A 17850-nucleotide genomic window follows, 5' to 3' on the forward strand; every position below is an offset into this window, starting at 1 on the left:
GCGGATCAGGCGGTGTCGACCACCTGGAAGGGCTCGGCCAGACGGCCGTCCGGAAGGCCCGCGGCGGCCGCGTTGGCCCCCAGCCAGCCGCGCAGCATCTCGGCGAGGCCCTCGCCCATGTGCGCGGTCTGGGTGACGTGGGACTTCAACGCCGCCAGCTTACGGTCGAAATTGTCGGTGACGTCCACGTAGTGGTTGACCGTGGGGCCGCCGCTGAGCCACACCTCCCGCGCCGTCCACGCCTCCAGGCCCTCGTCGGCCAGCAGCTCGGGGTAGGCGTAGGGGTTGCGCGCGTCGGGGTACACCGCGTCGAGGGCGGCCGCGCCCACCGCGCGGTGGTCGGGGTGGCTGGGGTAGATCCGCTCGTAGTTGCGTTCCGGGCTGGGCATCACGACGCGGTCGGGCCGCACCTGGCGGATCACCCGGGCGATGTCGCGGCGCAGGTCGAACGTCGGCTCCAGCAGCCCGTCGGGATAACCGAGGAACCGCACGTCGTCGACGCCGACGCAGGCCGCCGCGGCGCGCTGCTCGTCGCGGCGCAGCGCGCCCATCTCCGCGCGGGTCATGCCGTCGTCGAACCCCCCGGCGTCGCCGTCGGTGACGATCAGGTACGTCACCTCGATGCCGCGGGAGGTCCAGCCGGCGATCGTCCCGGCCGCGCCGAAGTCGACGTCGTCCGGATGCGCCATCACCGCCAGGACGCGCCGCACCTCACTGTCGTCGAGCACATTCGTCACAAGATCACCCTAACCGGAGGTCGCGTGCCTGCCGCCATGGTCGCCACTCGGGCCTGGGACGCGCCAGCCCGCGAGGGTAAGGAACCGCACATGCGCAAACTCATCAACGCCCCGGCGGACGTGGTCGCCGACGCGCTGCGCGGCCTGGCCGCCGCGCATCCCTCGCTGCGGGTGGACCCGGAGGGCAGGACGGTCGTGCGGGCGGACGCGCCGCGCCCCGGGAAGGTCGCGCTGGTCTCGGGCGGCGGCTCCGGCCATGAGCCCCTGCACGCCGGGTTCGTCGGGTACGGCATGCTCGACGCGGCGGCGCCTGGGGAGGTGTTCACCTCGCCGGTGCCCGACCAGATCCTCGCCGCCACCCTCGCCGTGCACGGCGACGCGGGCGTGCTGCACGTCGTCAAGAACTACACCGGCGACGTGCTCAACTTCCGGGTGGCCGCCGAGCTGGCCGAGGACGAGGAGGTCGAGGTCGCCGCGGCGGTGGTGAACGACGACGTCGCTGTGGAGGACGCCGTGCACACGGCCGGGCGGCGCGGCACCGGCGGCGCGGTGTTCGTCGAGAAGATCGCCGGGGCGCTGGCCGAGGAGGGCGCCCGCCTGGCCCAGGTCGCGGACGTGGCGCGGGAGGTCAACGAGCGCACCCGCTCGTTCGGGGTGGCGCTGTCGTCCTGCACGGTGCCGGCCGTCGGGGAGCCCACGTTCCGGCTCGGCGAGGACGAGATCGAGCTGGGCATCGGCATCCACGGCGAGCGCGGCCGCGAGCGCGTCAGGATGATGCCGGCCGCCGAGATCGTGGACGTCGCGCTCACCGCGATCGACGCGGACGTGCCGTTGCGCGGCGCCGAGGTGCTGGTGCTGGTCAACGGCATGGGCGGCACCCCGCTGATGGAGCAGTACATCGCCTACGCGGCGGCGGCCGAGTGGCTGGAGCGGCACGGCGCCACCGTGGCGCGGAGCCTGGTCGGCCCGTTCGTCACCAGCCTGGAGATGGCCGGCTGCATGATCTCGGTGTGCCGCCTCACCCCCGAGCTGACCCGCCTGTGGGACGCCCCCGTCGAGACCCCCGCGCTGAGGTGGGGCCGGTGAACCTCCTGGAATGGGTGCGCCGGGCGGCCGAGATGATCGCGGCGGAGGCCGAGCGGCTGTCCCGGCTGGACGCGGCGATCGGCGACGGCGACCACGGCCACAACCTCGACCGCGGGTTCGCCGCGGCCGTGGAGGCGCTGCCGGAGAACGCCACGCCCGGCCGGGCGCTGGTCCTGGCGGGACGGGCGATCGTGTCCAGGACCGGCGGGGTGTCCGGCCCGCTGTACGGGATGGCGGTGCGCCGGGCGGGCAAGGAGCTGGGCGACGCCACGGAGGTCGACGCGGCCGGGCTCGGCGCCGCGCTGCGGGCCGCGCTGGAGTGCGTCCAGGAGCTGGGCGAGGCCGAGGAGGGCGAGAAGACGATGGTGGACGCGCTGGCCCCCGCCGTCGCCGCCTACGAGCAGGCCCTCGCGGCCGGGGGCGACCTGGCGGCGTGCGCGCGGGCGGCGGCGGACGCGGCCGAACGCGGCGCGCAGGCCACGGTGCCGATGCAGGCCCGCAAGGGCCGTGCCAGCTATCTGGGCCGGCGCAGCATCGGGCACCTGGATCCCGGCGCCGTGTCCACCGCCCTCCTCATCCGGGCGCTCGCCGACGTGGCGTCCGAAGACTCCTGAGGGGGCCGGGATGGTCGGGATCGTGGTGATCGCGCACAGCCGGACGCTGGCCGAGGGCGTCGCCGAGGTGGCACGGGCGATGGGCGTCGGCAAGGCCGTCGTGGAACCCGCCGGCGGTGACGTGCACGGCGGCCTCGGCACCAGCATGGAGCGGCTGGAACGGGCGGTGCGCGCGGCCGACGGCGGCGACGGCGTGGTGGTGCTGGCCGACCTCGGCAGCTCCGTCCTGACGGCCAAGGCGTTCGTGGCGGACGCCGGGACCGGCGTCGTCCTCGCCGACGCGCCCCTGGTGGAGGGCGCCGTCGCCGCCGCGTCGATGGCCGCCACCGGGGCGGACCTGTGCACCGTCGTCCAGGCGGCCGAGGCCGCCCGCGGGCACCGCAAGACCTGATCGCAAGACCTGATCGCAAGACCTGATCGCAGGACCGCCGGGGCGCCGCCGGACCCGAGCGAAAGGACGAGAACGTCGGACGGGCGCCGTACACTCGCACATGATGTCGAACACGCATGCCCATCCCCTGTTGGACGGCCTGAACCCGCAGCAGCGCGCCGCGGTCGTGCACTCCGGAAGCCCGCTGCTGATCGTCGCGGGCGCCGGGTCGGGCAAGACGCGCGTGCTCACCCACCGCGTCGCCCACCTGCTGGCCGAGCGGGACGTGCATCCCGGGCAGATCCTGGCGATCACGTTCACCAACAAGGCCGCCGCGGAGATGCGCGAGCGCGTGTCGGCGCTGGTGGGGCCGCGGGCCGGCGCCATGTGGGTGATGACCTTCCACTCGGCGTGCGTGCGGATCCTGCGCCGCGAGGCCAAGCGGCTCGGCTTCCCCTCCAGCTTCTCGATCTACGACCAGGCCGACGCGCAGCGGCTGATGGCCCTGGTCTGCCGCGAGCTCGACCTGGACCCCAAGCGCTACCCGCCCCGCTCGTTCAGCGCCCAGGTGTCCAACCTGAAGAACGAGCTGATCGACTACGAGACGTTCAAGTCGCGGGCCGGCTCGCACATGGAGCAGACGCTCGCCGAGGCCTACGAGATGTACCAGGCGCGGCTGCAGCAGGCCGGCGCCATGGACTTCGACGACCTGATCATGCTGACGGTCAACCTGCTGCAGGCGTTCCCGGAGGCCGCCGAGCACTACCGGCGCCGGTTCCGGCACGTGCTGGTCGACGAGTACCAGGACACCAACCACGCCCAGTACGAGCTGGTGCGCGAGCTGACCGCGCCGGTCGAGGGGGTCGGCCCGGCCGAGCTGTGCGTGGTGGGCGACGCCGACCAGTCGATCTACGCCTTCCGCGGCGCCACCATCCGCAACATCCTGGAGTTCGAGCGCGACTACCCGGACGCCACGACGATCCTGCTGGAGCAGAACTACCGCTCCACCCAGACGATCCTGTCGGCGGCCAACGCGGTGATCGAGCGCAACGCCGACCGCAAGCCCAAGAAGCTGTGGTCCGACCAGGGCGAGGGCCACCCGATCGTCGGCTACGTGGCCGACAACGAGCACGACGAGGCCGCGTTCGTCGCGCACGAGGTCGACCGGCTCACCGACGCGGGCGACGCCCGCCCCGGCGACGTGGCGGTGTTCTACCGCACCAACGCCCAGTCGCGCGTGTTCGAAGAGGTGTTCATCCGCGTCGGCCTGCCCTACAAGGTCGTCGGCGGCGTCCGCTTCTACGAGCGCAAGGAGGTCCGCGACCTGCTGGCCTACCTGCGCGTCCTGGTCAACCCCGAGGACACCGTCTCGCTGCGGCGCATTCTGAACGTGCCCAAGCGCGGCATCGGCGACCGCGCCGAGGCGTGCGTCGAGGCGTACGCCTCCCGCGAGCGGATCTCGTTCTGGCAGGCGCTGCGCCGTCCCGAGGACGTGCCGGGCATGGCCACCCGCTCGACCAACGCCGTCCGCGAGTTCGTGGCGCTGCTGGAGGAGCTGCGCGGCGAGGTCCCCGACCGCACCCCGGCCGAGATGATCGAGTCGGTGCTGCGCAAGAGCGGCTACCTGGCCGAGCTGCAGGCGTCCAAGGACCCCCAGGACGAGACCCGGGTGGAGAACCTGCACGAGATGGAGGCCGTCGCCCGCGAGTTCGAGGACCGTTTGGACGAGGAACCCGCCCAGGGCCGCCTGGTCGACTTCCTGGAGCAGGTGGCCCTCGTCGCCGACGCCGACTCCATCCCCGGCGGCGCCAAGAGCGCCCCGCTGCCGCCCGGTGAGCAGCCCGAGGAGACCGACCACGGCGTCGTCACCCTGATGACCCTGCACACCGCCAAGGGCCTGGAGTTCCCGGTGGTGTTCCTCACCGGCATGGAGGACGGCGTCTTCCCGCACCTGCGCGCCATGAGCAACCCCAAGGAGCTCGAGGAGGAGCGCCGCCTCGCCTACGTCGGCATCACGCGCGCCCGCCAGCGGCTCTACCTGACGCGTGCGGCGATGCGCAGCTCGTGGGGCGCGCCGCAGGTCAACCCGGCGTCCCGGTTCCTGGCCGAGGTGCCCGGCAACCTGCTGCGGTGGGAGCGTGCGGCGTCGTCCACCTCGTCACCGGCCATGGCGTCGCTGGCGGCCCGTCCTGGCACGCGGTCGCCGGGCAACCGCGCCGTCCCGTCGCTGTCCCCGGGCGACAAGGTCACCCACGACTCGTTCGGGCTCGGCACGGTCGTCTCGGTGGACGGCGCGGGCGAGCGGGCCGCGGCCAGCATCGACTTCGGCGGCGAGTACGGGGTCAAGCGCCTCGTCCTGCGCTACGCCCCCGTCGAGAAGCTCTAGCGTTCGGCGTGGCGGGCCGGCTCGGGCAGCCCGAGCCAGCGTGCCGCCGCGGCGTGCAGGGCGTCCAGTTCCGCGGCGTCCGGCCGGGGGGACGACGACGCCCACGCCACATGGCAGTCGGGCCGCAGCAGCAGCGCCGTGACGGACACGGCGTCGGGATCTTCGGGGCGCGCGGCGACCACTTGTACGCGGCCGTCCCAGCCGGAGGTCTCCCGCGCCACCGACGCGTCCTCGGTCAGGTCGATGAGCAGGGGCCGCGCGGTCGCGGTCAGCTCCGCGAGCCGGACGGCACCGGCCGGCGTGCGTAGATCGAGGTCGGGGGCGAAACGGCCGGTCAGCGGATGCGCGTCGGCCGCGCCCATGTCGTAGCGGACGTCGGAGCCCGCGGTGAGGGCGGCCAGGCGCGCCACGGTGCCGGGGTCGGCCAGCAGCTCGGCGAACAGCTCGCGCAGCTCGGTGACGTCGCTTCCCGGCGCGGTCAGCGCGGCCTGCGCCTGCGCCAGCATGGCCATGCGGCGCGCGGCGGGGCGGCGTTCGGCGTCGTAGCTGTCCAGCAGCCCGGGCGGGGCGGCGTCACGGACCGCCGCGGCGAGCTTCCAGCCCAGGTTGACCGCGTCCTGCAGGGCCAGGTTCAGTCCGGAGCCGCCCGACGCGCTCACGTGCGCGGCGTCGCCGACGAGGAAGACCCGGCCGGCGCGGAAGCGTTCGGCCAGCCGGGTGTTGCCGCCGCTCAGCCGGCGCAGCACGTGCGGCCCGTCCCCGGCGGGCGGGCCGAACGGCACGTCGGCGCCGAGGACGCGGCGGACGCTGGCGCGCAGCTCGTCCAGGGTCATCGGGCCCTCGGGCTCGGGCTGGTCCCATTCGGTGGTGCTGACCAGCGGCGGGCGCCCGGGGAACGGCGCGTAGGAGAAGGTGCCGCGCTCGGTGCGGCGCGGCAGGAACGGCGGGACGGGCCCGTATCCGGGCACGTCCAGCGCGCCCGTCGCCGGGTCGATCCAGTCCGCGGGGACGGTGACGTGCGCCGTCCGGCTGGTCGTCCGGTCATAGGTGATCCCGGGGAAGCCGATGCCGGACCGCTTGCGGGTGACGCTGTGCGCCCCGTCCGCGCCGACCAGGTAGCGGGCGCGGACGCGGTACGGGCCGTCGGGGCCCTCGACCTCGGCGGTGACCGCGTCGTCGTCCTGAGTGAACGCGACGAGCCGGTGCCCGCGCCGTATCTCGGCGCCGAGGTCGGCGGCGCGTTCCTGCAGCACCTGCTCGATGTGCCGCTGCGTGGCGGGCAGCGCGTAGAGCGGGCTCTCGTCCAGCAGGCTCAGGTTCAGCGGCATCGCGGCGAACATGAAGTACGCCGAGTTCGGCTGCGGCGGCCCGGGTGCTCCGGCGAGCCGCTCGTACAGGCCCCGCCGGTCGACCATCCGTACGACCTGCCCGAGCAGCCCGTTGGCCTTGGGCACGCCGCTCGGCTCGGGCAGGCGCTCCAGCACCAGCGGCCGCACCCCGGCCAGGCGCAGCTCGCAGGCCAGCATCAGCCCGGTCGGGCCGCCTCCGACGATGACGACATCGGTGTTCATCGGTCTCCTCCTGGGGCGGGCAGGCCCGCGGTCAGCCGGTCGAACGCCTCGCGCAGCACGGGGCCGAGCGGTGTCGGCTCGTCGGCGCGCAGGCAGTGCTCGGTCGCCACGCCGATGGCCGCGCAGACCGCGGCGGCGGCGAGCTTGGGGTACAGGTCGCGGTCGGGGTCCAGGCCGGTGCGCTCGGCGATCGCCGCGGCCAGTTCGTCCTGGGCGGCGGCGTTTGCCTTGACGATCTCGCCGTGCAGCGCCGGGTCGGCCAGCATGAGCCGCACCGCGTCCTGCCAGCGGCGGTCGTGGGCCAGGCCGCCGCGCGGGGCGGAGTCGGCGGGCGCGAACTCGGCGAGCACCGCGCCCGTGATCGAGTCCCACAGCGGCTCACCGGCCGGACGCGCACGCAGCTCGTCGGCGATCCGCAGCACCCGGTCGACATGGCGGGACGCCACCGCCTCGGCCTTGCCGGAGAAGTAGTTGCGGAAGGTGCGCGGCGAGACGTTCGCGGCGGCGGCGATGTCGTCCACCGTGACCTTGTCCCAGCCGCGTTCCACGCACAGCCGGATGGCCGCCATGCTCAGCGCGCTCCGCGTCTCACGCCGCTTGCGCTCCCGCAACCCCAAGGCCGCGTCCTCGCCCACGAATCGCTCATGACTCACACCCCGACCCTAACCAAAACTTTGCCGCATCGGCAATCTTTCCAGACCGGCAGATTTATGAGGGGCGCGGTGGGGTGGATCGGGGGCGGATCGGGTCGTGGTGATCGAACACAGCCACGTGCCGGCCGTTGAACGCCGGGACGGGTGGCTGGGGCTGGTCAGGTGGTGGTGGGGCGGCGGAGCAGCAGGTTCACGGCGACCAGGTCGAGCACGGTCCGGTCGTCCTCGGTGAGGAGTTCGCCTCGGGTGCGGACGATCCCGCGGTCGGGCTTGGACCGCGACGGCCGGGTGTCCAGGACGGTGGCGCGCAGCCGCACCGTGTCACCGGGACGCAGCGGCGCGGGCCAGCGCAGCTCGTCCAGGCCGGGAGAGGCGAGGCTCGCCACCCGGGACAGGTAGTGGTCGGCGAAGATCCGCATGAAGATGCCGCCGGTGTGCCAGCCGCTGGCGATCAGCCCGCCGAACGGCCCGCCGGCCGCGTACGCGGGGTCCACGTGGATCGGCTGCGGGTCGAAGCGTTCGGCGAACTCCAGGATCTCCGCCTCGCCGACCGTCACGGTGCCGTACTCGTACACCGCGCCCGGCACGTAGTCCTCGAAGTAGCGGTCGTCGATCGGAGTGGAGAAGTCCCCGTTCAGCGGCTTTGTCATGGGCACAAGAATGCCGTTCACCGGCCGGGCGCGGCGAGGCGCTCCAGCCACTCGGCCAGCAGTGCCCGTTCGGCCGGGCTGAGCGGGTCGTCCGCCGACGCGGCGGCGAGTTCGGCGCGCAACGCCATCGCCTGCGCGGCCAGGGGCCTGGACCCGGTGCTCTCCTCGGCGGTCGTGATGGCGGCGATCATCGCCTCGCGGGTGCGGCTGGACAGGTCGCCGCCCGCCGCGTCCGGATCGTTGATCAGCGTGAGCACGACGCCGACGCCCGCCGCGTGCACCATCCGGGCCGCGACCTCGGGCGGGACGGTCAGGCGTCCGGCCCTGGCGATGCCGGTGACGATCTCCAGCAGAAGCCGCTCGCTCTCCCGCGCGGCGGCGGAACGGTGACCGGACGGGGCGGACCCGTACATCACCACGTAGAGGGCGGGGTTCTTCAGGCCGAACTCCACGTGCAGGTCCCAGCCGTCGCGCAGCCGCTTGAGGGGGTCGGCGGGAATGAGCATGGCCCGCTTCTCGGCCACGTACGTCTCGAAGCCGTGGGCCGCGACCGCCTCCAGCAGCCCGCGCTTGTCGCCGAAGTGGTGGTAGAGCGTGGGCGCGCCGACCCCCGCGGCCTGGCAGATCGCCCTGGTAGAGACCGGTTCGCTTCCCGACTCGGCCAGCAGCGCGGCGGCCGCGTGCAGGATCCGCTCCCGGGTATCGCCGTCCTTGCCGTCCTTCACGGACGCCAGTCTAGAGCAGCGCTCTACCGTTCCTCATGTAGCGCTACTACACGAGCGGGTGTATCGTCGTTTCAGAACAACGTGTTCATTCGAAGGAGTCACTGATGCGTGCAGCCGTCATGACCGCGCCGGACACGCCGCTGACGATCGAGGACCGGCCAGTCCCCGAGCCGGGCCCCGGCGAACTGCTGATCAGGGTGGTCGCCTGCGGGATGTGCCACTCGGAGGTCGTCCAGTGGCACGGCCACCACGTGTTCGGCCGCTTCCCGGTGGTGCCGGGCCACGAGATCAGCGGCGTCGTGGAGGCCCTCGGCCGGGACGTCGACTTCCCGGCCGTCGGTACGCGGGTGGGCGTGCCGTTCCTGTACGACTCGTGCGGCCACTGCGACATGTGCGTGCGCGGTGACCAGATTCTGTGCCGCGACAAGCGGGCCACCGGGCTGAGCGTGGACGGCGGCTACGCCGAATACGTGATCGTCAAGGCGGGGTACGCGACCCCGATCCCCGACGGGCTGGACCCGGTCGCCGCCGCCCCGCTGATGTGCGCGGGCATCACCGGCTTCAACGGCCTGCGCCAGGGCGGCGTCCGGCCCGGCTCGAAGGTGGCCGTGCTGGGCACCGGCGGCGTCGGCACCATGGCGATCCGCTTCGCCACGGCGATGGGCGCCCGCGTCGCGGTCGTCTCCCGTGGCCGGCACAGCGAGGACGAGGCCAAGCGCCTCGGCGCCGAACTGTTCGTGGCCACCGACGAGCAGGACCCGGCCGAAGCCCTGCGCGCCTGGGACGGCGGCGCCGACCTCGTCCTCAACACCACACCCGCCAACGCCGCGGCCGAGGCCGCCCTCGGCGGCATCGCCCCCGACGGCACCCTCCTCATGCTGGGCTACGGCCAGGCGCCGCTGAGCATCCCGCCGGTGGTGCTGGTGGTGAACCGGATCCGGGTCATGGGCATGCCGTCAGGCTCCCCGCACGACCTGCGCGACACCCTCGCCTTCGCCGCCGCCCACGGCATCGTCCCGGAGAGCACACCGATCCCCTTGGAAGAGGCCCCCGCCACCCTCGCCGCGATGGCCGACGGCACCGCCCGGGGCCGCCACGTCATCGCCTTCCCTTGACCCGCAGCGGTGGTGGGAACGGCTCGGCCGTTCCCACCACGTCATCCTGGCGGGGCGTTGCTCTATTCCTAGACTCTTGATCCAGATATAGACGTGATAGTCTAAATATGCTGATCGCCGCTGAGGTGCCCGCACGTTCGCGCTCGGATCGCGAGTCCGCGGGACACCGACGACCCAGGCGGCGGCACTCGCCGCACCCCTCCACGGGGATGCGGCCCGGCGTCGGCCGTCCCGGGGAGGGACTTGTGAGCGAGGCAACGGAAGACGATGAGCGCCGCCAAGAGTCCGGCGAGGACGTCACCGATGAGCGGGACGCCGACGAGCACCTGATCCGCGAGGCGGAGAAGATCGCTGTCGCGTTGGGCAGGATGTTCCCCGGCCTGTGCGAGGTCGTCCTGCACGACCTGCGTGATCCCGCGAACGCCATCAGGGTGATCGAGAACAACCTGTCCGGTCGTCAGGTCGGCGACTCGGCCACCGAACTGGGGCTGCGGCGTATCAGCGACCCCGGGTACCCGAGCGTCGTCCAGAACTACGCCAACCGGTTTCCGGACGGACGTCCCGCGAAGAGCACGTCGATCGGCATCAAGAACTCCTCCGGGCGGTACATCGCGGCGTTGTGCCTCAACCTCGACATCTCCGTGCTCTCGCCGCTGACGCTGACCCTGTCCAACCTCGTCGCGACGGAGACCGGCCATCGTGACGAGCCGCTGGAAACGCTGCGCGACCGCAACGCGCGAGAGCTCCGCCGCGCCGTCGAGAGCCTCTCCGCGGAGCGCGCCGCCACCCCCAGGGCCCTGTCCAGGGAAGCGAAGAAAGAAGTGGTCAGGAAGCTGCGGGAGGACGGCTACTTCGAGTCCCGCGACGCCGCGCAGACCATCGCCGACCTGCTCGGGATATCACGAGCCACCGTCTACAACTACGCGAAGTGAGGTCGGGAGCCATGTGCCGTATGACCTCTCACAGCGCTTTCACCCGGGGCCCGGCCCTCCTGGAACGAGCCCTCCTGGAACGAACGGGCATCACACTGTGACCACCTCCGCCGCCCTCCTCACGCTGAACGACCCCGACACCCCGTTCGCGGTGGTCGACGTCCACCGGGCACGCCGGAACGCGCGGCGGCTCGAATCCAGGCTCGACCGGCTCGGAGTCCGGCTGCGGCCCCACGTGAAGACCGCGAAGTCCCTTCCCGTGGCCGCCCTGATGCAGCCCGGCGGCCCCGGCCCGATCACCGTCTCCACCCTCGCCGAGGCCGAGGCGTTCGCCGACGGCGGTTACACCGACATCACCTACGCCGTCGGCATCGACCCGCACAAGCTGCCGCGCGTTCTGGCGCTCCTGCGCCGGGGTGTCACGCTGCGGGTGCTGCTGGACAGCCCCGAACAGGCCGCCGCCATCGCCCGAACCGCGCACGAGGCCGGGACGCCGATCCCGGCCCTGATCGAGGTGGACTGCGACGGGCACCGAGGGGGCGTCACTGTCGACGACCCGTCCCTGGTCGGCATCGGGCGGACGTTGCACGACGCCGGTTGCCTGTCGGGGGTGCTGGTCCACGCCGGAGAGTCCTACTTCGCCACGACCCCGTCCGACCGGCGGAAGGCCGCGGCGAACGAACGCGACGCGGCGGTGGCCGCCGCGGAACGTCTGCGCGCCGAAGGGTTCCACGTCGACACGGTGAGCGTGGGCTCCACCCCCACGGCGCACGCCGCCGAGGATCTCACCGGCGTCACCGAGGTCCGCGCGGGCAACTACGTCTTCTTCGACCTCGTCATGGCCGGTCTCGGCGTCTGCCGACTCGACGACCTCGCGCTGTCGGTGGTCGTCACCGTCATCGGGCACCGGCCCGAGCACGGCTGGATCCTCACCGACGGCGGCTGGATGGCCATGTCGCGGGACCGCGGGACCGCCGACCAGGCCCAGGACCAGGGGTACGGCCTCGTCACCGACGTGCGGGGGAACCTGCTGCCCGGCCTGGTCATGTCCGGCGCGAGCCAGGAACACGGCATCCTCAGCGCCCGCGACGGGCACGCCCTGCCGGACCTGCCCATCGGGACCAGGCTGCGCGTCCTGCCCAACCACGCGTGCGCCACCGCCGCCCAGCACCGCGGATACCACGTCGTCGACAGCGGCGAACCGGACGCCGGCCGGTCCGCACCGGCGGTGCGGGCGGTCTGGGAGCGCGTCGGAGGCTGGTGAGCCCGAGCCGTCCCCGAAGGCCGGTGAGCCCCGAGCCGTCCCGAAACGACACGTCAGGAGCATCATGACCACCGACAGGCCCGCCCTGATCGATCGCGTCGGCCGCCGCTACCCGATCGACGAGCCGCGCTGGTGCGGTGACGACGGATCGCCGCTGCTGGTGGAACCCCTGCCCGGCATCACCCGCGAGCGGATCGATCCCGGGATCCCCTCGCAGTGGCGCTACGCCGCCGCACTCGCGCTGCCCGACACTCCCGCCGTGAGCCTGGGCGAGGGGCGGACCCCGCTGCTGCCCCGCCGCCTGGGGGGACTCGACGTCGCCGTCAAGGTGGAGACCGCCAACCCCACCGCCAGCTTCAAGGACCGAGGCACCTCGGTGATGATCAGCACCCTGCGCAGCCAGGGCGTCCGCGCCGTCCTGGAGGACTCCAGCGGCAACGGCGGCTCCTCCGTCGCCGCCTACTGCGCGGCGGCCGGGATCGACGCGCGGATCCTCGCCCCGGAGGCGACGTCGCCGGCCAAGATCCTGCAGAGCAGGATCCACGGCGCGTCGGTCGAGCTCGTGCCGGGCAGCCGGCAGGACACCGCGGACGAGGCGCTGCGCCGGTCCGCCGAACGCTTCTACGCCAGCCACAACTGGCATCCCCACTTCATCGAGGGCATCAAGCTCATCGCCTACGAGATCTGGGAGGACATGGGGTTCACCGCCCCGTCCGCCGTGGTCGTCCCGGCCGGTGCCGGGAGCCTCGTGCTGGGGTGCGCGGCGGGCTTCGGCGAGCTCTACCGGTCCGGTGAGATCGCGCGGATGCCGCGTCTGCTCGTCACGCAGCCGGAACGGTGCAGCCCGCTGGTCCGGGCGTTCGCCTCCGGTGCGGACGGCGTCGAACCGGCCGAGTGGGCCCCGACGCTCGCCGAAGGGACCGCGATCGCCCGCCCCGTCCGGGACCGGGAGGTACTGCGCGCGATCCGCGACACGGCGGGCGCGATGACGGCGGTGGCCGAGGAACGCCTGCGCCCGGCGACGCTCGCCCTGGCCAGGACCGGCCTCTACGCCGAACCCACCAGCGCCCAGGTGGTGCCCGGCGTCGAGCAGTTCGCGCGCGACGGCCACCTCACCCGCGACGACGACATCGTCGTCGTCCTGACCGGCTCGGGACTCAAGGCGAGCGCCGCGATGGCCCGGCTCCTGGACGCCGAACCTGACCGATGATCGGCCGCCCCTACGCTCGTGGAGATGCGACTCGACCTCATCACGATCGTGGTGGACGACTACGACCGGGCCATCGAGTTCTTCACCCGCGCACTGGGATTCGACCTGGTCGAGGACTCGCCGTCCCTGACCAATGACGGCCGTCCCAAACGGTGGGTCGTCGTCCGGCCGCCGGGTGCTGAGACCGCCGTCCTGCTCGCCCGAGCCGACGGCGACCGCCAGGCGGCCGCCGTCGGTAACCAGACCGGCGGCCGCGTCGGTTTCTTCCTCCGTGTGGACGACTTCGACGCCGCCTACGCACGCATGACGGCCGCCGGCGTCGAGTTCGTCAGCCCGCCCCGCACCGAGCCCTACGGCCGGGTCGCCGTCTTCCGCGACGTCGCCGGCAACCTCTGGGACCTGCTCGGCCCCGCCTGACGGCCTCACGCGGCGGCGGCCCGGTCGTGCCACCGTGACCCGCCGCGTCATGGCGGTACGGGCGGAGGCTGCCCATCCGTGCCGATGGCGTCCTCGGCATGGCCGGTGGACCGTCCGGGATCAGGACGGCTCTTCGTAGGTGATGTCGTGTTTGGCGGCGATGGGGTTGAGTTTGCGCGCGTCGAGCTTCCCGCCGGTGGTGATGTGCGGCCTGGCCTCGATGAGGTCCTCGATGAAGCGATCCCAGCCGCCGGGGGAGGAGATCTGGATCACCCGTGGGGGCGGGGTGGACCCAGGGCGCAACGCGTGCGGCACTCCATGGGGCAGCAGCACGAACTGCCCGGCGGTGGCCCGATGGACGCGGTCCAGGAACTCCACGACGAGTTCACCGGCGAGCACGTAGACGCTCTCGTCGGCCTTGTGGTGGACGTGGCGCGGGATCTCCTGGGCGACCACCATCTCCATCAGCGACAGCCGGTTCTCGGTGTCGGCGCCGCGGGCCTTGCACGCGAAGGCGGGTGGCACGCGCAGGCGCCCAGGCCGTACCTCGCCTTTCTCCAGGACGTAGAAGCGGCTCTTGTCGCCGGCCTCCGTGATCTCGCCGTCCATGAGATGGCGCGTGCCGTGGGGGACGCCAAGCGCGTTGATCGCCCGGTCGCGGGCGCCGTCGGCGGTCACCAGACCGTTCCCGGCCTCGGTCACCTCCTCGAAGTGGTCCCAGCCGCCCGGTGTGAAGAGCTGCAGCGCGTGCACAGGTGTGTCGGACAGGCCGCGCATGGCATGGGCGACGCCGCGAGGCAGGAACACGCACATGCCCTCGGTGAGCCGGTGCGTCGTGCCGTCGAAGTCGACGCCCAGTTCGCCGTCGAGCACGTACACGATCTCGTCGGAGGCGTCGTGGACGTGCGGCGGGATGTCGATGTGGCCGCGGTTCTCCATCAGGGTGAAGCGGCCTTCGGTGTCGGCGGCGTCCACTTTGAGCGTCGTCCACGGCGGCAGGGGGGCGTGGGTGGAACGGGACGCGCCGGCGTCGAGCAGGATGAAGCGGTCTTCGGACATGCGTATCCTTCCACGAATCGGAAGCGGAATCCGATTCCGCTCAGAGTCTAGGCAGGGGAACGTCCCACATGTCAAAGAACGCGGCCCGCAGGCCCCGTGTCGACGCCGAACGCAACCGCGGCCGGGTGCTCCAGGTGGCCGGTGAGCTTTTCGCCGAGCACGGCGACCAGGTGCAGATGGCGGATGTCGCCAGGGCGGCGGGCGTCGGCGTGGGCACCGTCTACCGGCATTTCCCCAACCGTCGGGCGTTGGTGGAGGCGGTGGCCGAGCAGCGCTTCGCCGAGATCCTGCGGTACGCGAGGGAGGAGTGCCTGACCCAGCCCGACGCGCGCCGGGCACTGTCGTGCTTCCTGGCGCGCATCGGGAGGGTGCACGAGGAGGGGCAGGGGGTGTCCAGCGCCATCGAGGCCGCCCTCGGCGACACCGAGCCGCGCGGCCAGGTCGGCGCCGATCTCCTCGCCATCGGCGCGGACCTGCTGGAACGCGGCCGCTCGGACGGCACGATCCGCGCCGACGCCACGGTCGCCGACCTTTACATGATCGCGGGTGCGGTGGCGGCGATCAGCCGCAACACGGTGGGCGACTGGCGCCGCTTCATCGAGATCGCCCTCGATGGCCTCCGCCCGCACCCCTGACGGCGGAAAGGTGTGGCCCCGCCACACACGGGCCGTCGCCGACGTGACCACGAACGCCAGATCGTGCCCTGGTGGTCCCCGTGGCGCTGCCCTCGCTCGGGTCACGGGGGCCTGGGCCGCCGGTTACGGCCGGTTGCTCCCGCCGGTGCCCCGCAACTCACGGAAGGCTTCTCTGAGCTCGGAGACCAGGAGGTCCGGCTGCTCCAGACCCGGGAAGTGCCCGCCGCGGTCCAGCTCGTTCCACGATCGGAGATCGCGGTACCGGCGTTCGGCCCACCGGCGCGTCGTCGGCCACGGCTCGGCCGGGAACAGCGAGCACGCCGTCGGTACGGTCACCGGCTGCGCGTTCTCTTCCTCCGCGCTGAGCGGTACCCACCGCATCGCCTCCCAGTACCAGCGAGCGCTGGAGGCACCGGTCCCGGTCAGCCAGTACAGGGCGATGCCGTCCACCTGTTGCCGCAAGCTCAGCCCGCCTCCGGCCTCGGGCCGGGTGTCCGCGTAAGCGGCGAACTTCTCACCGAGCCACGCGGCCAGGCCGGAGGGCGAGTCGAGCAGGGAGTAGCCCAGGGTCTGCGGGCGGGTGCTCATCAGCATCCCGAAGCCGTATCCGTCCGCCAGGTGCAGGTCGCGCCGGTCCAGGACGCGTTGTTCCGCCTCGGTCGGCGAAGTCCGGTCCTCCGGCAGGGGAGAGGCCAGCGGCATCGTCAGGTGCAGGCCCGCGATGCGCTCAGGAACCAGGCGCGCCAGTTCGGTGCTCACATACGCGCCCCAGTCTCCGCCGTGGGCGGCGAACCGTTCGTAGCCGAGGGCGCTCATCAGTTCGGCCCACGCCCGTGCGGTACGGCCGGGATTCCAGCCCTGTTCACGTGGACGGTCGCTGAACCCGAAGCCCGGCAGCGCCGGCACCACCACGTGGAAGGCGTCGTCCGCGGAACCGCCGTGAGCGACGGGGTCACTGAGCGGCCCGAGCACATCCTCGAACTCGAATACCGACCCCGGCCAGCCGTGCGTCAGCAGCAGGGGGAGCGCTGTGGGCTCCGGTGAACGCACGTGCCAGAACGCGATGCGCAGCCCGTCGATGTGGGCACGGTACTGCGGAATCGCGTTCCACTGTTCTTCTCTTTTCCGCCAGTCGTAATGACGCCAGGCGTCCAGCAACGCGCTCATCCGGTGCAGTTCGATGCCTTGCGACGGGTCCGGCACCGTCTCCGGCTCCGGGAGCCGGATGCGCTCCAGGCGAGCACGCAGGTCGGCCAAATCCTCGTCGGGAACGTGGATCGTGAACGGCTCGATTTCAGTCATCGCGATGACCTCCTCCCGTCACGTGCGGAATGGAGATGTGCGATGTGGAACACCGCCCGATCGGCGGAAATGATTCGCGTGTACGGCACGGCCCCGAGCCTAGGGACGTCGTGACCGCGAAGCCCATGTGCGAGATTGCGGAGACAGCGGTCAGGAATTGCGGTACGCCGACGGCCGCATGCCGGTTTCACGCAGGAACGCCGCCGAGAGGGCCCCGGGACTGGCGAAGCCGCAGCGTGGCGCGATCTCGGCGATCGGCAGGTCGCTGTTCCGCAGCAGGCGCTGCGCCTCCTCGATGCGCAGCCGGGTCAGATATCGGTGCGGTGTCTCGCCCGTCGCCGCTTTGAAGACACGCACGAGGTGGTAAACGCTGAGGTAGACCTCGCCGGCGAGGTCGGCCAGGGTGAGCGGCTCGGCCAGCCGGTCGCGCATGAGCGCGATGACCGCCCGGACCCGCGTGTCGTCCCGTACCGGCACGCGCGGATCGGACCGCCCGCGATGATGCGTGAGAAGGCGGACGGCCAGAAAGGCAGCCGCGGACTCCGCGTAGAGATCCCCGACCTCGTCCGCCGTGCCCAGAGCGCGCATGATCTCGTCGATGAGCGGGTCACCCGCCGCCACGGACGCGGCCATGCTCTCGTAGTCCACCGCATGCCCGCCCAGTTGCGCCGCGGTCCGTTCGACGGTGCCCCACGGGATATGGACCTGCACACTTCGCATCGGCCCGTCCGCCCGATAGCGGCGAAGCGCGGGCCGGCCGGGAACGCTCAGCTCAAGCCGCCCCGGGGACCAGGTGTGACGACTCCAACGGCCGCCGGTCCGCGTCTCCATCTCCGCGTGGCCTGCTTCGGCCAATACCAGGTGCAGGTCCGCCGTGCCCGGCAATTCCAAGTCCTCGACCACGGGAGCGTGGTCGAACCGCTGAACGAGCAACGACCGCCAGCCGACGTCCCAGCTGCAACGCGTCCGCCGCACATAGCGATCCATGTCGATACCGGCATACGGCTGGAAGTCGAAATGAACGGAGTCGAACACCATGCACCCGAGCGTAGAGCCGGCTCTGAACTCCAGAACGAACAAAGACCGTCCCTGCCCGGCTGCCCCCCGGCGAATGACGAACGGCA

The 17850-nt window shown here is 72.3% G+C and carries 18 protein-coding genes; 10 read left to right on the top strand and 8 right to left on the bottom strand.

Annotated features, from left to right (window positions below; translation table 11 throughout):
• Positions 1-5: 5 nt before the first annotated feature.
• Positions 6-728 carry a PIG-L deacetylase family protein gene (locus tag ABD811_RS16650; RefSeq protein WP_344948044.1) on the bottom strand — a complete coding sequence of 241 codons (723 nt, stop codon included), beginning with the start codon at positions 726-728 and terminating at the stop codon, positions 6-8.
• Positions 729-827: 99 nt separating this feature from the next.
• On the opposite strand from ABD811_RS16650, the gene dhaK reads away from it, so the two are divergent.
• The 4 genes from dhaK (at position 828) to pcrA (ending at position 5193) form a co-directional block, all read left to right on the top strand.
• Complete coding sequence (gene dhaK, locus ABD811_RS16655) at positions 828-1823, top strand: dihydroxyacetone kinase subunit DhaK (RefSeq protein WP_344947865.1); 996 nt, start codon at positions 828-830, stop codon at positions 1821-1823.
• Entirely contained in the window at positions 1820-2437 is a 618-nt protein-coding gene (dhaL, locus tag ABD811_RS16660; RefSeq protein ID WP_344947867.1) for a dihydroxyacetone kinase subunit DhaL, read from the top strand. The genes dhaK and dhaL overlap by 4 nt, the downstream gene beginning before the upstream one ends.
• Positions 2438-2447: 10 nt before the next feature.
• Positions 2448-2828 (top strand): PTS-dependent dihydroxyacetone kinase phosphotransferase subunit DhaM, encoded by a 381-nt coding sequence (locus tag ABD811_RS16665; RefSeq protein ID WP_344947868.1) that lies wholly within the window; start codon positions 2448-2450, stop codon positions 2826-2828.
• 103 nt (positions 2829-2931) lie between these two features.
• Complete coding sequence (gene pcrA / locus ABD811_RS16670; protein ID WP_344947870.1) at positions 2932-5193, top strand: DNA helicase PcrA; 2262 nt, start codon at positions 2932-2934, stop codon at positions 5191-5193.
• Here the strand turns inward: pcrA and ABD811_RS16675 are convergent.
• The 4 genes from ABD811_RS16675 to ABD811_RS16690 form a co-directional block, all read right to left on the bottom strand.
• Entirely contained in the window at positions 5190-6764 is a 1575-nt protein-coding gene (locus tag ABD811_RS16675; protein WP_344947873.1) for an FAD-dependent monooxygenase, read from the bottom strand. The genes pcrA and ABD811_RS16675 overlap by 4 nt on opposite strands.
• Positions 6761-7417 (bottom strand): TetR/AcrR family transcriptional regulator, encoded by a 657-nt coding sequence (locus tag ABD811_RS16680; RefSeq protein WP_344947876.1) that lies wholly within the window; start codon positions 7415-7417, stop codon positions 6761-6763. The genes ABD811_RS16675 and ABD811_RS16680 overlap by 4 nt, the downstream gene beginning before the upstream one ends.
• 158 nt (positions 7418-7575) lie before the next feature.
• Complete coding sequence (locus ABD811_RS16685) at positions 7576-8067, bottom strand: MaoC family dehydratase (protein WP_344947879.1); 492 nt, start codon at positions 8065-8067, stop codon at positions 7576-7578.
• Positions 8068-8084: 17 nt separating this feature from the next.
• Complete coding sequence (locus ABD811_RS16690; protein ID WP_344947882.1) at positions 8085-8792, bottom strand: TetR/AcrR family transcriptional regulator; 708 nt, start codon at positions 8790-8792, stop codon at positions 8085-8087.
• A gap of 104 nt (positions 8793-8896) precedes the next feature.
• On the opposite strand from ABD811_RS16690, the gene ABD811_RS16695 reads away from it, so the two are divergent.
• From ABD811_RS16695 to ABD811_RS16715, 5 genes are all read left to right on the top strand, one after another.
• The gene (locus ABD811_RS16695; RefSeq protein ID WP_344947885.1) at positions 8897-9907 is read left to right on the top strand and encodes an alcohol dehydrogenase catalytic domain-containing protein; all 1011 of its coding nucleotides are present in this window, start codon (positions 8897-8899) and stop codon (positions 9905-9907) included.
• 245 nt (positions 9908-10152) lie between these two features.
• Complete coding sequence (locus ABD811_RS16700; RefSeq protein ID WP_344947887.1) at positions 10153-10839, top strand: helix-turn-helix transcriptional regulator; 687 nt, start codon at positions 10153-10155, stop codon at positions 10837-10839.
• Positions 10840-10936: 97 nt separating this feature from the next.
• Positions 10937-12103: a DSD1 family PLP-dependent enzyme gene (locus ABD811_RS16705; protein ID WP_344947889.1), complete on the top strand. Its 1167-nt coding sequence runs from the start codon at positions 10937-10939 to the stop codon at positions 12101-12103.
• A 64-nt stretch (positions 12104-12167) separates the two neighbouring features.
• The gene (locus ABD811_RS16710; RefSeq protein WP_344947892.1) at positions 12168-13313 is read left to right on the top strand and encodes a threonine synthase; all 1146 of its coding nucleotides are present in this window, start codon (positions 12168-12170) and stop codon (positions 13311-13313) included.
• A gap of 24 nt (positions 13314-13337) precedes the next feature.
• The gene (locus ABD811_RS16715; RefSeq protein WP_344947895.1) at positions 13338-13730 is read left to right on the top strand and encodes a VOC family protein; all 393 of its coding nucleotides are present in this window, start codon (positions 13338-13340) and stop codon (positions 13728-13730) included.
• Positions 13731-13850: 120 nt separating this feature from the next.
• Here the strand turns inward: ABD811_RS16715 and ABD811_RS16720 are convergent, their stop codons facing one another.
• On the bottom strand, positions 13851-14789 hold the full coding sequence (locus tag ABD811_RS16720) for a cupin domain-containing protein (protein ID WP_344947898.1): 939 nt from the start codon (positions 14787-14789) through the stop codon (positions 13851-13853).
• 68 nt (positions 14790-14857) lie between these two features.
• On the opposite strand from ABD811_RS16720, the gene ABD811_RS16725 reads away from it, so the two are divergent.
• Complete coding sequence (locus ABD811_RS16725) at positions 14858-15424, top strand: TetR/AcrR family transcriptional regulator (protein WP_344947901.1); 567 nt, start codon at positions 14858-14860, stop codon at positions 15422-15424.
• A 123-nt stretch (positions 15425-15547) separates the two neighbouring features.
• Here ABD811_RS16725 and ABD811_RS16730 read toward each other — a convergent pair whose 3' ends face one another.
• Both ABD811_RS16730 and ABD811_RS16735 read right to left on the bottom strand, forming a co-directional pair.
• Positions 15548-16726, bottom strand: a complete 1179-nt coding sequence (locus ABD811_RS16730; protein WP_344947904.1) for an epoxide hydrolase family protein — start codon at positions 16724-16726, stop codon at positions 15548-15550.
• A gap of 150 nt (positions 16727-16876) precedes the next feature.
• Positions 16877-17764: an AraC family transcriptional regulator gene (locus ABD811_RS16735; protein WP_344947906.1), complete on the bottom strand. Its 888-nt coding sequence runs from the start codon at positions 17762-17764 to the stop codon at positions 16877-16879.
• Positions 17765-17850: the final 86 nt, after the last annotated feature.

The sequence above is a fragment of the Actinomadura miaoliensis genome (assembly GCF_039536785.1).
Classification (GTDB): Bacteria; Actinomycetota; Actinomycetes; order Streptosporangiales; family Streptosporangiaceae; genus Spirillospora; species Spirillospora miaoliensis.